Genomic DNA, 14,952 nt, shown 5'->3' with positions numbered 1-14,952 from the left:
AGATTCACCCCTTCCTAATTTTTCTTTCTCTTTTCAGCAAGAACAAACTTTTTCATTGTCTTGACTGACTGTGCCAAAGGTCTGCGTGCCGGGCATACATAACTGCAACTGCCACATTCTACACACTCAAGACCATACCATTCTTCAAATTTATCCATCTGCTTGTGCTCAGAGTAATCAGCAAGTCTGGATGGAACCAATGCCTCAGGACAAGCCTCCACACAACGTCCACAGTTGATGCAGGCGGTTGTCTCATACTTAGAAGCCTCATCCTCTGTCATACAAAGCAGGGCTGACGTTGTCTTTGTTGTAGGAACATCTACGCCAAATAAAGCAAATCCCATCATAGGACCACCGGCGATCATCTTTTTCGCTGGTGCTACCAGTCCGCCTGCTGCCTCTAACAACTGGCTGTAACTTGTACCAATGCTGATATAGAAGTTTCTCGGCTCACATACCGCATCACCGGTAACTGTGAAAATACGGTTGGTCAGCGGACGACCAAAACGTACTGCATTATAAATAGCGACCATGGTCTCTACGTTATCAACGATACAGCCTGCGTCTGCCGGCAACATCTTGGAGTTGATGCTTCTGCCTGTGGTAGCAAAGATCAACTGACGCTCACCACCCTGTGGATACTTTGTCTGCAACGGACAAACTTCCATACGGGCCTCTCCTGCAACCAGTGCCTGTAACTTTTCGATACAATCCGGCTTGTTGTCCTCGACACCAAAGATACCCTTGGCATGTGGGAACAACTGCAAGATAATCTTCATACCTTCGACCAACTTTTCCGGTTCCTCGATCATTCTACGATAATCGGATGTCAAATATGGTTCACACTCTGCGCAGTTTGCAATAATATACTCGATTTTGTCCGGCTCCTTCGGAGACAACTTGACATGGGTTGGGAAACCTGCACCACCCATACCGACAACGCCGGCTTCCTTGATCTTTCCAATGATCTCTTCATTAGAAAGTTTGGTCACATCTTCTGTCTCTTCGTAGGTAACCTCATTGAACTCACCGTCACTCTCGATAATAATGGAATTGACCATATCACCAACAGTTACACGTCTAGGCTCGATCGCCTTGACCGTTCCTGAAACAGATGAGTAGATTGGAGATGACACAAAGCCACCTGCCTCTGCGATCTTCTGTCCTTTTAATACAGCATCGCCAACAGCAACGATAGGTGTTGCTGGAGCACCAATATGCTGAGATAAAGGAAAGACTAAGTCTCCTTCCGGCAGCAATTCTTTAATCGGCTTGGACTTGGATAAGTCTTTGCCATCCTTAGGATGAACGCCGCCCTTAAATGTCTTTAGGCCCATGAACTGTACCCCTCTTTCTTTCGATACTTATGTGATTACACACTTTGAATACATTATATCACTTTTGTAAACAAATCAAGACATACAGACGCATCTTTTTGTATCTTTTTGAGTACCTTTTCCATATGTGTTATACTATGGAATATACAGGCTTTGTCTGTTAAATTTTTAACCAAAAGGAGGCTCTCATGCTTACATTTACGGACACCTATACTTATACGCCCCGCTATCAAGAACTGGACTTTTGGCAGGAAGATCAACTCCTGTTTGACATCGAGACCACCGGTCTTTCTGCAAAATATAACACCATATATCTGATCGGCTGTGCCTATCACAAGGGCAGGAAGATTACCTTACTGCAATACCTTGCCGAGACACCCGCCGAGGAATCTGAGGTCTTAGAAGCCTTTTTGGAACTGTGTAAAGATTTTCAAGGTCTTCTTTCCTTTAACGGCATCCGTTTTGATGAAAGATTTATCCTTGACCGCTGTCAGAAACTGCAAATTCCTACCGACGCTCTGCCCGATCAGCATTTTGACATCTATAAGGCATGCCGCGGCATGAAATCCATCTTAAATCTGCCATCCTACCGGCAAAAAACCATCGAATCCTTCCTTGGTATCCACCGGGAGGACAAATACTCCGGCGGCGAGTTGATCTCTGTCTACCAGTCCTACTGCAATGAGCCGGATGATGAGGCTCTGACACTTTTGAAACTACATAACTACGAAGATGTGGCTGGCATGGTCGAGATCCTGCCCATCCTATCCTATGCCCACTTAAAGGACATGCAGATAAGGATTACAGATCTCTCCCTGTCCTCCTATACCGATTATCAGGGCATACAAAATCAGGAACTCACTTTTACCGCTTCCACTTCTTTTCGTCTGCCCGCACCCCTACGTCTGCACACGGATGATTATTACATCATCTTAGAAGACGATAGCATCAAAGGCACGATTTCACTTTATCACGAGAAAATGTATCATTTCCTGCCGGATGTAAAGTCCTATGTCTACCTGCCGGAAGAAGACATGGTCATCCCCAAAGAACTGGCATCCCATATTGCCAAAGAAAAAAAGCAGAAAGCCACCCCAGCGACATGTTACATTGCCAAAGTCGACACCTATCTCATGGTGCCGGATGCTTTAGAATGCAGTGATGACATCTATTTCTTTGCCAGAGCATACAAGGATAAGAAATCTTTCATCCCTTACCAGAAATCCTATGTGGATGAGACTTTCATCGCCCGCTACATTTTCTGTCTCCTAAATTGAGTATTCTTAATACAAAAAGATCCTAACCTCCCAAAGGAAGTTAGGATCCTTATTTTATTCCTGACTTTTTTCGTAGTAGAAAGAATATCTACGCTTATAGCCCATGCCCCTGTAATCTGTCACCTGCTCTGTACTGCCGATAAAGAGGATACCGCCATCTTTGAGAGATTTTGCGAATTTCTCGTAAACCTCATTCTTGGCTTCTTCTGTAAAGTAGATCAATACATTGCGGCACACGATCATGTGGCAGTCTCTCGGATACGGATCAGATAATAAGTTGTGTTCTCTGAAATCCACGCACTTCTTGATCTGTTCCGAGATCTGGTATGAATTTCCTACCTTGGTAAAATATTTACGTTTGAACTCATCCGGCACATTGGCAATACTCTTTTCGGAATACAGACCAACCTTGGCTGTCGCGATCACCTGCTTGTCAATATCCGTTGCCGTGATCTTGATCTTGCTCAGATCTAAATGCTTGGATAAAGCCATGACCAGCGAATACGGCTCATCGCCTGTAGAACAGGCTGCTGACCAGATATGCAAATTGGTCCCGAATTTCTTAATGAGTTCCGGTACAAATTCCCGCACCAGTAAATCCCATTGTTCCGGATTACGATAAAACTCTGACACATTGATCGTCAGGAAGTTGACAAACTCCTCAAAGACGACCGGATCTGACTTCAATAACTTGACATAAGCATCATAAGATGCGCATTTGCGCTTTCGCACCAGAGAATCGATACGTCTGCGCATCTGCTTTTCTTTATAGGAACTGAGGTCGATCTTTGTCAGCGAATATACCGCTTTCTTGAAAGATTCATAATCATCCATACTTATATGTCCCCAAGTGGAAAAGAATTATTCTTCTGTCTCTTCCATTTCATTTGCTACTGCATCGATGTCAACGTCAGCGAACTCCGCATCATCAGCAGCCTTGTCTTCTTCCGGTGTTGCAAGAAGTGCTTTCATGCTCAGGCTGATCTTCTTGTCTTCCTCACGGAACTCTACGATCTTTGCTTCTACTTCCTGTCCTACAGAAAGAACATCTGAAGGCTTGTCGATGTGTTCCTTTGCGATCTGTGATACATGAAGAAGTGCATCTACACCAGGAGCAAGTTCAACGAATGCACCGAAGTCTGTCATTCTTGCAACCTTACCAGTTACAATTGTTCCTACTGCAAAACGCTCAGAAGCATCCTTCCATGGGTTCTCATCATCAAACTTCATAGAAAGTGCGATCTTCTTGTCGTTGATATCCTTGATGAATACCTTGACCTGATCTCCTACATGGAATACCTTCTTAGGGTTCTCAACTCTGCCCCAAGACATCTCAGAGATATGTAAAAGTCCGTCTGCTCCACCGAGATCGATGAATGCGCCGAAATCTGTCACGTTCTTGACAGTACCTTCTACAACATCACCAACATGGATTCTTGCGAATAATTCTTCTGCAAGTTTTTCTTTTTCAGCAACCAATAACTGTTTTCTATCACCGATAATACGTCTTCTTCTAGGATTAAACTCTGTAATAACGAATGAGATTTCCTGACCATTGTACTTGTTCAGATCCTTCTCGTAGGTGTCTGATACAAGGCTGGCTGGGATAAAGATCTTTGCTTCGTCGATAACAACGCTAAGACCACCGTTTAATACCTGTGCCACCTTAGCGGTAAGTACTTCATGATTCTCAAATGCTTCTTCCAGACGCTTGTTGCCCTTTTCAGCAGCAAGTCTCTTGTAAGAAAGTGCAACCTGTCCTTCGCCATCGTTTACCTTGATGACCATAGCGTCGATCTTGTCACCAACAGATACAAGCTGTGTCAGGTCAACGTTTGATTCGTTTGTGTATTCGCTACGATGGATGATTCCGTCTGATTTGTATCCAATGTCTACAGCGATCTCATCAGGCTTAACATTGATAACGGTACCTTCAACTACCTCTCCATTTCTTATTGTTTTAAATGATTCTTCTAACATTTGTTCAAAACTCATTTCTGACATATCTTTTGAACCTCCTCAATAATTTTGTTTGGGGTAGAAGCCCCTGCGGTAATACCTACGTTGCTAATGGATTGAAGTACCGACAAATCGAGATCTTCTTTTGTCTGTATATAGTAAGTATCTTGGCATTCTTTTTTGCATATTTCAAATAACTTCTGTGTGTTGGAACTGTGCTTGCCGCCGATCACGATCATGGCATCTACATCTCTTGCGATCATAGCCGCCTCGCTCTGGCGCTCCTCAGTAGCATTACAGATAGTATTCAAAACAAGTATATCATACCCTTTTTTTCGGATAATTTCAACTAATTCTTGAAATTTATTGTAGTTAAATGTCGTTTGTGAGACAATACAGATTTTTTCTCCAGCCAAAGCCAGATCCTCAAGATCCTGCGGCGTAGAAATAACGGCATAAGAATCGTTTGGCATCCAGCCGACGATCCCCTGTACTTCCGGGTGGCTCTCGCTTCCGACGATCAGGACGAAATAGCCTTCTTCGGCATATTTTGCCACATATCTGTGGATCTTTTGCACAAAGGGACAGGTGGCATCTACAATGGTAAAGCCTGCATTTTCCAAGTCTTCCTTGACCTTGCGTCCCACGCCGTGAGACCGGATGATGACTGTCCCCGGTTCCAGCCCATGCAGATCTTCATCCTCCGCAATGACCCGAACACCTTTTTCGGCAAGTTCCTTTACCACTTCTTCATTGTGGATGATAGGACCATAGGTATAGATAGGTCTTTCTTTTGCATCCTCGATCTGCTCATAGACCATATCCACAGCCCTTTTTACACCAAAGCAAAAACCTGCACTCTTTGCCAATGTCACCTTCATGCCATACGCTCCTTTGCAAGGTCTGTGATCTTTGCTACCACTTCCTCGATCGTCATATCCGATGAATCTACCAGAATGGCATCCTCTGCCTGTGCAAGCGGGGAAATCTCGCGATGCATATCCCGGTAATCGCGGTCTTCGATATCCTTCATGATCTCGGTCAGATCACAGGTCTGTCCCTTTTCCTGCAATTCCTGATAACGTCTCTTTGCCCTTGTCTCAACACTTGCGGTCAGATATATCTTAAGCGGTGCATCCGGCAGGACACAGGTGCCGATATCCCTGCCATCCATGATGACATCCTCACGCGCCGCCAAATCCTGTTGCAAAGACAAAAGTTTTTGACGCACACAAGGATAAACGCTTGTTACGGATGCCATATTGCCGACTTCTTCCTTACGGATCTCTGTAGATACATCTTCGCCGCACAAAAGGACCATCTGGTTGCCATCCACATAGCGCAGTGCCACGTCGATCCGGTCGCAGACTGCAGCAACCGCACTTTCTTCTTTTTCATTGACACCGTGGCGCAAAATGTAGAGTGCCATAGCACGGTACATTGCCCCGGTATCGACATAGATAAATCCCAATTCTTTTGCCACTCTCTTTGCGATCGTGCTTTTTCCGGCACCTGCCGGTCCGTCAATTGCAATATTCATACTCATAATCTTTCCACCTTTATTTTATACTGATCCCAGCCAAATATCCCGTTGACCAGGCAATTTGTAAATTGTAACCTCCGGTCAGTGCATCAAGATCCAGCAGTTCTCCGACCAGATATAGATCCTTGATCCGCTTGGATTCCATGGTTGCCGGATCGATATCCTTGACCGAAACACCGCCCTGGGTAATGATGGCTTCCTTAAAGCCCCGCGTACCGGTGATGGTAAAAGGAAATGCCTTAAAAAGTCCGACCAGACGCCTGCGCTCCTCTTTTGTGATTGCATTGACCGGTTTGTCCATGGATATCTGACTCAATTCTATCATAACCGGTATCATTTTTGCAGGTAGTAATTGCTGGAAAACTGCCTTGATATGCTGATTTGGACGTTCCGAAAATTCACGCAGCAAGCGTTCATTCAAAACTTCCTCGGAAAGCGCCGGTTTCAGATCGATATAAGCCTGGTATTCTCTCGGGAAATGCCGGCTCAATACAGAACTGGCAGATAAGACCAGAGGTCCGCTCACACCAAAATGCGTAAAAAGCATCTCACCAAAAGAATCATAAATAACTCTTTTTTCATCCTTGATCTTTAGGGAAACATTTTTTAAGGAAAGTCCCTGCATCCGCAGGATGTATTCTTCTTTCGTCGTCAGCGGCACCAGTGCCGGTCTCGGTGTGACGATTTTGTGCCCACTATTTTTTGCCATAGTATGACCATCGCCGGTCGATCCTGTCGTCGGATAAGACAGTCCGCCGGTCGCAAGGATCAGGCTGTCTGCCATGATCTTATCCCCATCTGTCAAAAGAACACCAGTCGCCTTATCATCCTCTATAAGAAGTTCACGCACCTGGGTATGCAAACGGATGCGCACGTCCTGTTCCTTCATGGCACGCTCCAGCGCACGGATGACATCAGATGCATGATCCGATACCGGAAAGGCACGGTTGCCCCTTTCTATTTTATAGGGCATGCCCTGATTTTCAAAGAAATCCATGACCGCATCATTGGAAAAGGTATAAAAGGCACTGTACAAAAACTTGGGATTGGAAACCACTGCCTGCATGATCTCTTCTAATGGCGAGGCATTGGTAAAATTGCATCTGCCCTTTCCCGTAATGTAGATCTTTTTGCCTAATTTTTCATTCTGCTCTAAGAGGGTCACCTCATGACCGCACATACCTGCCGCATAAGCCGCCATCATTCCGGCAGCGCCACCACCGATCACAAGAACCTTACTCATCCCCATCTCCTATCTTTGCATAGCGCATCTTCAACGAGTCGTCCACCTGGTCGATCTCGTCATTTTCATAGACCTGATACTCGTCCCAGATATCCTCTAAGGCTTCTAAGGTCTCTGCGACCGAATCCTGTTTTTTCATGCAAAGGGCAACGATCAGGGCATTGATCACGCTCAGCGGTGCCACCAGGGAATCCACAATAGATGCCATATCACTGCTGGCGATCAGATTACAGGAGGAATAGAGGTTCATCGGGGAATGTACGCTGTCTGTCAAGGTAATGACCTTGGCACTGCGGTTGTTGGCAAATTCCATCGCCTTTAAGGTACGCATGGAATAGCGCGGAAAACTGATGCCAATGATGACATCAGACTCATTCATATGTATCATCTGTTCAAAGATCTCACTGGAATTGTTGGTCTGCAAAAGGATGACATTATCAAACATCAGATTGAGGTAAAAAGCCAGGAAAGATGCCAGCGGTGCGCAACTGCGAATACCGATCACATAGATCTTTCTTGCATTTAAAATGGTATCAACCGCCTGTTCAAAGACATCCTCATCCATAGACTCCATGGTCTCCCGGATCTTGTCCGCATCAGAGGACAAAACAGAACTGAGTACAGCATTTTTTTCGATCCTGCCATAGGTAACTTCCATACGCTGCACGGAATTTAATTTATTGCGGACAGTCTCCTCCAATGCCTTTTGAAACTCCGGATAACCCTTGTAGCCTAAGAACATGGCAAATCGCACCACGGTAGATTCACTGACGCCGACGGTCTCACCCAATTTTGCTGCCGTAAGAAATGCCGCTTTATCATAATTGTCCGTGATGTAATTTGTCAGAAGTTTCTGACCCTTGCTCATGGACTTGTAGAGTTCGTTCATCTTTGTATTCAGATCACTTTTATTTGACATAATAACGATTCCTTCTAAACATAAAAAATCCACTGGCATGTCGCAAAACACACCAATGGATTTTATTATACTACTTTTCTTTTAAAAATTAAACTGGATAAGCACCATTTTTTGTATCAGCAACAGCCGGATCAACACCTGTCTGCTGTGCTTCACGATACTTGAAGAACTCGGTAGCAACCTTTGGGAAGAGTGCATAGGAAAGAACATCCTCATCCTGCTGCTTCCACTGCTTCATTTCTTCCTCAAACTTAGCCAGTCCCGGCTCTAAAAGATCAGCCGGACGACAAGTGATCGCCTGATCCTTCTCATCGCCAAGAACCTTTTCTACCACTTCCGGATTGAACGGACGAACGGTCTGTCCATACTTTCCGAGAAGCATATCCTTGGTCTCTTTGGTAGCAACCTTGTATCTCTCGCCCATGAGGACATTGAATACAGCCTGTGTACCAACGATCTGGGAAGAAGGTGTTACCAGTGGCGGCTCACCAAGGTCTTTACGAACACGTGGTACTTCTGCAAGTACTTCTTCGTATTTGTCTTCCTTGCCCTGCTCCTTCAACTGGGAGATCAGGTTAGAAAGCATACCACCAGGTACCTGATAACGTAAGGTGTTGATGTTTACGCCAAGTACCTTTGGATTCATAAGACCGGATGCCAATGCTTCCTCTCTCATCGGACGGAAGTAATCAGCGATCTCAGCCAGTTGGTTCTGATCTAATCCGGTATCAAACTCTGTACCCTTGAAGGTCTCAACCATAACTTCTGTTGCCGGCTGACTGGTTCCCAGTGCAAATGGAGAGATTGCGGTATCAATGATATCGCAGCCTGCCTCTACAGCCTTTAAGTAAGTCATAGAAGCAACACCGGAAGTATAGTGTGTATGCAGGTCGATCGGAAGTGAAGTTGCTTCCTTTAAGGTACGGACAAGTTCGTCAGCCTTCTGTGGAACTAAAAGTCCTGCCATATCTTTGATACACAAAGAATCAGCGCCCATATCCTCAACACGCTTTGCCATTTCTTTCCAGTAATCCAGTGTGTAAGCATCACCTAAGGTATAAGAAAGGGCAACCTGTGCATGTCCTTTTTCCTTCTTGCAGGCATCTACTGCTGTCTGTAAGTTGCGGACATCATTCAGACAGTCAAAGATACGAATGATATCAATACCATTAGCGATAGACTTCTGAACGAAATATTCTACAACATCATCCGGATAATGGCTGTATCCTAAGATGTTCTGTCCTCTGAAAAGCATCTGTAACTTCGTATTCTTGAAGCCATCACGAAGTTTTCTCAAACGCTCCCATGGATCCTCTTTCAAGAAACGCAGGGAAGCGTCGAAGGTAGCACCACCCCAGCACTCTACTGCGTGGTATCCAACCTTATCCATTTTATCAATGATTGGTAACATCTGCTCTGTCGTCATTCTGGTAGCGATCAGAGACTGATGTGCATCTCTTAATATTGTTTCTGTAATCTTTACAGGTTTTTTAACTACTTCTGCCATGTCATCCTCCTTATATTATACACCGAAAATAGCCATGAATACACCAGCGGCAACTGCTGTACCGATAACTCCGGCAACGTTTGGTCCCATTGCATGCATCAACAGGAAGTTGGTAGGATCTTCTTCTGCACCGACCTTCTGTGATACACGTGCTGCCATAGGTACTGCCGATACACCTGCGGAACCGATGAGCGGATTGATCTTGCCCTTAGTAAGGAAGCAAAGCAACTTACCAAAGAGTACACCTGCAGCGGTACCAACCGCAAAGGCAACCAGACCCAAAACAACGATCTTGATCGTTGTGATGTTCAGGAAGGCTTCTGCACTTGTAGAAGCACCTACAGAGGTTCCCAGCAAGATAACAACGATATACATAAGAGCATTGGATGCAGTCTCGGTCAACTGACGAACCACGCCTGACTCGCGGAAAAGGTTACCTAACATCAGCATACCAACCAGTGGTGCTGTGGTAGGAAGCAGTAAACATACGATAATGGTTACTACGATCGGGAATAAGATCTTTTCCAACTTGGAAACCGGACGCAGGTTCTCCATATGGATCGCACGTTCCTTTTTCGTTGTAAATAACTTCATGATCGGTGGCTGGATAATCGGCACAAGTGCCATGTAAGAATATGCCGCCACCGCGATCGGTCCCATCAGACTACTCTGTCCTAACTTACCGGCAAGGAAGATAGATGTCGGACCATCGGCACCACCAATGATGGAAACCGCTGCTGCTGCCTGATCACTGAATCCGAGCAGGATAGCCAGAAGATATGCGGTAAAGATACCGAACTGAGCTGCCGCGCCGAGCAGGAAACTGATCGGATTGGCGATCAAAGGACCGAAGTCGGTCATCGCACCAACACCAAGGAAAATAAGGGATGGCAGGATGGACCACTCGTCCAATGTATAAAAGTAATAAAGCAAACCGCCTACACCGTTAGACGTTTCCTCCGGGCTTGCAATAATATCCGGGTAGATATTAACAAGAAGCATACCGAAAGCGATCGGAACCAGAAGTAATGGCTCAAATCCCTTGCGGATAGCCAGATACAAGAACACGCATGCAACTGCGATCATGATAAAGTTCTTGTAGTCCAAATTTGCAAACGCCGTCTGGGATAGAAGGTTACTTAACGTTTCTGTAACGTAACTCATGAATTGTTCCTCCTAATAATACCTGTTGCCTGTTACTCGTTCATTGTTGCAAGCAGATCGCCTGATTCTACAGCCTGTCCTTCTGCTACATCAATTGTTGCAACCACACCATCCTTAGGTGCAACAACAGGAGTCTCCATCTTCATAACTTCAAGAACTAATACGGTATCGCCAGCCTTAACCTTTGTACCAGGAGTTGCCTCCAACTTGAATACCTTTCCGGCTGCGCCTGCTTCGATCTTGATGCTTCCGGCGCCTGTAGCAGCCTTAGGTGCTGCTGCCTTTGGTGCAGGTGCGCTTGCAGCGACCGGTGCTGCTCCTGTGCTTCCCTTTTCTTCTACAGTAACATCATAAACATTTCCATTTACAGTAATTGTATAATTCTTCATTTATAATTCCTCCTAAATTAATATCTTCTCTTGATGGAACGTACTACAAAGTCATCTGTAGAACTTCCTGTGCTTGCAGCGATTGCTGCAGCAATAACTGCGATCAATTCTGTATCATCCGTCTCCTCTGCGGCAACTGGTGCAGCCGGGGCAACCTTGACTGCCGGAGCACTTTCTTCCTTGGAGAACTTCGCCTGAATGACCGGGATCACCTTAAACGCACTGATGACCAGTGAGATCAGGATCAGGATCACAAATACGATGGAGATTGACATGACCGTATTAAGTCCTGCCTTTGCCATCGTCTCTCCCAGAGAATAAACGATCTCAACATTGATCGCTGTCGTCTCCAGACTGTTGGCGTTGATAACATAAGTAAGTTTGATGTCTCGCTTGGTATAAGAGATCGTCTCTACCGCAGAAATCGTCTTTCCTGCCTTCGTCACGCTAAAGTCCTTATATCCAACGAAATCTCCGATCTGTGGCTGTACGTCAATCCACTGTTCCATCAGATCGGCATAGATCTTACCATCATCCTGTGATGCATAGTAAGAATAGTACTGTTCGCTCTCGTTTGCATCGAGTCCTTCCAAAACTCCTGCTGTCTGCTCACATGCGCTTTGTAACTGAGTCTCAGATAAACCGTTCAGATCTACCTGACTCTTACCGCAGGAGCATAACGCGAGCATACATACTAAAGTACTGACCATTAATATGATTTTCTTTTTCATATGCTCACCTTTCTATTTTGTTCCGTGTTTCTTGTATGGGCCATCTACCCTCTTTGTAAAGAGCATCTCAAATCCGGCGATCAGATACTTTCTGGCATCTGCCGGCTCTACAATGCGATCTACATAACCACGTCTTGCCGCATTTGCCACACCGCAATTCGTGTTTGCATATTCCTCAGCCTTTGCAGCGATCACATCTGCGGAAGCATCTGCGTACATGATCTTGGCTGCAAGTTCAGCATCCATCGGTGCAACATCTGCATCAGCAAAAGCAAATACAAGATCTGCGCCGAGTGATTTTGCGTTCATGGTCACATAAGCACTACCAAGTGCCTGTCCACAGAGGAAAGAGATCTTTGGTACTGTGGCATTTGCGAATGCATATACCATCTTGCCAAGTGCCTTTGCCAGATGCTTTTCAGCACATACGGAAGCCTCGTAACCTGTTGTATTGGTAAGTGAAAGTACCGGGATATCAAAAGCATCACAGAAAGAAACGAAATCTGCTGCCTTTTCGCATCCGTCAGACGTAAGTTTGGTTCCAAGATCTACGACTTCATCACCTGCCATAGTCTCCTCACGGTTGCCTACCACGCCAACGGTAATACCGTTTAACTTGATAAAACCGGTAAGCATTTCTTTTGCAAATCCAGCCTTGGTCTCAACAAAGAGATGATTGTCTGAGATCTCCTCTGCAAAAAGTGCAAGATTTTTAACCTTGCCATCTAAGCCTTCTGCGGCACGGTTGAGATCATCCATACATTCCTCAACACAGCCTTCTTCGACATTGCATCCTGGAAGGATGGTAACGAAACGACGGATCTCTTCCATGACCTCTGCCTCATCACCGACAAAATCAACATTGCCAGCCTCTGCATACTGGAAGTCTGCGCTTGCTGTGTCAAGTTTGTCTGCACGATTGCCGGAAATAGCATCTGCAGAATTGACAAATAACTTGGCATCCTTTGTCATAAGTGCGAAATCGCTGACAGAAGTAAGTACGCTGAGTCCACCGCCACAAGAGCCGAAAACACCCATGATCTGTGGGATCACGCCGGATGCGGCAACTGCCTTTGCATAAATGGCTCCGATGCTCTCAAGTGCGTCTACAGATTCCTGTAATCTGACACCTGTGGAATCCAAAAGTCCAATGACCGGTGCTCCCATCTTCATAGCCATATCATACACAGACATGATCTTCTTTGCATGCATCTCACCAATGCTTCCGTTTAATACAGAAGCATCCTGGCTGAATACGAATACCAGATTGCCATCGATCAGACCATGTCCGATCACTACACCATCAGAAGGTGTCTGCTGCTGGTTCAGATCAAAATCTGTGTTTCTTGATGTTACCAGCGCGCCTAATTCGACAAAACTGTGCTCATCAAGTAATTCATTCATCCTCTGAATAGCAGGATTGTTTGTTACATTACTCATGCTACTTTTCCTCCATATATATAAATTCAAAATTTCTCTACCGTAATAATAACGTTTTGTCCTTCCTTTTTCAACCACTTTTGTTAATTATTTCACTATATTTTTACAAAGTTTTTTTGCTATCTTTTGTTAGAAAAACATAGCCCATTTTTTCAGGATCGCCTGGAAGAACCATGGCATATTTTTTACTGCAAGACTATCCTCCAAAAGGATGTCACAGGTATCTATGACCACATCATCCACCAGAAGTTCTGCGTTTCCGATCGCTTGAAGTCCCTTGCCCGTCGCTTCGATACTGCGCGGATAATGTAAGCGGATCGCCATGGTCTCCCAGTCTGCCAGAAGGACTTCCTTTCGCATATCCGTCAGTTGTGGCATGGCAGACTTTTGGGTTTTGAGATCATAGTCCGGGTTCTGGGCTCTTTGGAGCCTTACGCTTTGTAAGCCCTCTGCCGGATCCATGACCTTGCGCATCTGATAATAGGTCGTGGCATATTGGTAGATCTTATTGCAGTCCTGCCATTTGTAGGTCTTATTGTTTGGCCAGCCACTCGCCAGCAAGGCAATGACAAATTTCCGCCCGCCGGAAGAAAGTGAAGTCACATAGCAGTATCCGGCATCCGCGGTAAATCCTGTCTTTCCCGACAGGCAGTCAGGGTTCTGGCTCAAATAGGCGTTGTGGTTGGTACAGGAAAAGTTCCGTGTCCCCGGGATCATACTGCCATCTGCCTGCTCCGTCAGCGACGTAAAAGAATAAGCATTTGTCTGCGTGATCTCTAAAAAGCGCTCCGCCCGGGGTGACTGCCAGCTACAGTAACGCATGATAAGCGCCAGATCATGTGCCGTCGTACCATGGGTATCTTCTCCAACCGAAGCATCCAGACCGTTTGGTGTCAAAAAACAGGTATTGCTGCAGCCCAGTTCTTTTGCCTTTTCATTCATCAGGGCAGAAAAGCCCTCCACACTCCCGCCAATGTGTTCTGCGATCGCCACGGCAGAATCATTATGGGATTCCAACATAAGAGAATACAAAAGGTCTTTGAGGTAATACTGCTCGCCTTCCTCGATATTTAACTGCACATTGGGCATGGATGCCGCATAGGCAGATACCGTGACGATATCATCTTCCTTTCCGTTTTCCAGTGCCAGAATACAGGTCATGATCTTGGTCGTGCTGGCATTGGCACGCTTGCACTCACCCTCTTTTTCATAAAGCACCCTGCCGCTGTCTCCATCTAAAAGTACCGCAGACAAGGCATGGATAGAATTTGCATCGATCGTTTGCTTTTCTGCTGCGCAGATGGTTTGCGGCTGCCATAACAGGATGACAAAAAGGACAATAAAAAAAGACCGCATCTTTTTTATAAAAAGCAAGACAAAATCCTCCCAAACAGACTTTATAAAAAACTATGAGGTCTTCTTTCTTTTATGACATTTTCGGTA

The 14,952-nt window shown here is 45.4% G+C and carries 14 protein-coding genes; 1 reads left to right on the top strand and 13 read right to left on the bottom strand.

Annotated features, from left to right (window positions below; translation table 11 throughout):
• Window positions 1-14 precede the first annotated feature (14 nt).
• The gene (gene rsxC, locus DW183_RS06405) at window positions 15-1,337 is read right to left on the bottom strand and encodes an electron transport complex subunit RsxC (RefSeq protein ID WP_118281146.1); all 1,323 of its coding nucleotides are present in this window, start codon (window positions 1,335-1,337) and stop codon (window positions 15-17) included.
• Between the two features lie 188 nt (window positions 1,338-1,525).
• On the opposite strand from rsxC, the gene DW183_RS06400 reads away from it, so the two are divergent.
• On the top strand, window positions 1,526-2,614 hold the full coding sequence (locus DW183_RS06400; RefSeq protein ID WP_118281145.1) for a ribonuclease H-like domain-containing protein: 1,089 nt from the start codon (window positions 1,526-1,528) through the stop codon (window positions 2,612-2,614).
• Between the two features lie 54 nt (window positions 2,615-2,668).
• Here DW183_RS06400 and DW183_RS06395 read toward each other — a convergent pair whose 3' ends face one another.
• From DW183_RS06395 to DW183_RS06340, 12 genes are all read right to left on the bottom strand, one after another.
• Window positions 2,669-3,448 carry a CheR family methyltransferase gene (locus DW183_RS06395; RefSeq protein ID WP_118281144.1) on the bottom strand — a complete coding sequence of 260 codons (780 nt, stop codon included), beginning with the start codon at window positions 3,446-3,448 and terminating at the stop codon, window positions 2,669-2,671.
• Window positions 3,449-3,475: 27 nt separating this feature from the next.
• A complete protein-coding gene (gene rpsA, locus DW183_RS06390) occupies window positions 3,476-4,618 on the bottom strand; it encodes a 30S ribosomal protein S1 (RefSeq protein WP_118281143.1) in 1,143 nt (380 codons plus the stop codon).
• Entirely contained in the window at window positions 4,606-5,454 is an 849-nt protein-coding gene (gene ispH / locus DW183_RS06385; protein ID WP_118281142.1) for a 4-hydroxy-3-methylbut-2-enyl diphosphate reductase, read from the bottom strand. Before ispH ends, rpsA begins: the two co-directional genes overlap by 13 nt.
• Window positions 5,451-6,119 (bottom strand): (d)CMP kinase, encoded by a 669-nt coding sequence (gene cmk / locus DW183_RS06380; protein ID WP_118281141.1) that lies wholly within the window; start codon window positions 6,117-6,119, stop codon window positions 5,451-5,453. The genes ispH and cmk overlap by 4 nt, the downstream gene beginning before the upstream one ends.
• 13 nt (window positions 6,120-6,132) lie before the next feature.
• Window positions 6,133-7,359: an NAD(P)/FAD-dependent oxidoreductase gene (locus DW183_RS06375; RefSeq protein ID WP_118281140.1), complete on the bottom strand. Its 1,227-nt coding sequence runs from the start codon at window positions 7,357-7,359 to the stop codon at window positions 6,133-6,135.
• Window positions 7,352-8,278, bottom strand: coding sequence for a MurR/RpiR family transcriptional regulator (locus DW183_RS06370; RefSeq protein ID WP_118281139.1), 927 nt, complete (start codon window positions 8,276-8,278; stop codon window positions 7,352-7,354). The genes DW183_RS06375 and DW183_RS06370 overlap by 8 nt, the downstream gene beginning before the upstream one ends.
• 88 nt (window positions 8,279-8,366) lie before the next feature.
• Window positions 8,367-9,785: an oxaloacetate decarboxylase subunit alpha gene (locus DW183_RS06365; RefSeq protein WP_118281138.1), complete on the bottom strand. Its 1,419-nt coding sequence runs from the start codon at window positions 9,783-9,785 to the stop codon at window positions 8,367-8,369.
• 15 nt (window positions 9,786-9,800) lie between these two features.
• On the bottom strand, window positions 9,801-10,949 hold the full coding sequence (locus DW183_RS06360) for a sodium ion-translocating decarboxylase subunit beta (protein ID WP_118281137.1): 1,149 nt from the start codon (window positions 10,947-10,949) through the stop codon (window positions 9,801-9,803).
• A 32-nt stretch (window positions 10,950-10,981) separates the two neighbouring features.
• Window positions 10,982-11,338 (bottom strand): biotin/lipoyl-containing protein, encoded by a 357-nt coding sequence (locus tag DW183_RS06355; protein ID WP_118281136.1) that lies wholly within the window; start codon window positions 11,336-11,338, stop codon window positions 10,982-10,984.
• A 17-nt stretch (window positions 11,339-11,355) separates the two neighbouring features.
• Entirely contained in the window at window positions 11,356-12,069 is a 714-nt protein-coding gene (locus DW183_RS06350) for an OadG family protein (RefSeq protein ID WP_118281135.1), read from the bottom strand.
• Between the two features lie 12 nt (window positions 12,070-12,081).
• Complete coding sequence (locus tag DW183_RS06345) at window positions 12,082-13,509, bottom strand: acyl-CoA carboxylase subunit beta (protein ID WP_118281134.1); 1,428 nt, start codon at window positions 13,507-13,509, stop codon at window positions 12,082-12,084.
• Between the two features lie 129 nt (window positions 13,510-13,638).
• Window positions 13,639-14,883: a D-alanyl-D-alanine carboxypeptidase family protein gene (locus tag DW183_RS06340; RefSeq protein ID WP_243069525.1), complete on the bottom strand. Its 1,245-nt coding sequence runs from the start codon at window positions 14,881-14,883 to the stop codon at window positions 13,639-13,641.
• Window positions 14,884-14,952 lie beyond the last annotated feature (69 nt).

The organism is Roseburia sp. AM16-25 (genome assembly GCF_003473825.1).
GTDB lineage: Bacteria > Bacillota > Clostridia > Lachnospirales > Lachnospiraceae > Pararoseburia > Pararoseburia lenta.
Note: the sequence above shows the minus strand (reverse complement) of the source record. Positions and strands in the feature narration are given on the sequence as shown.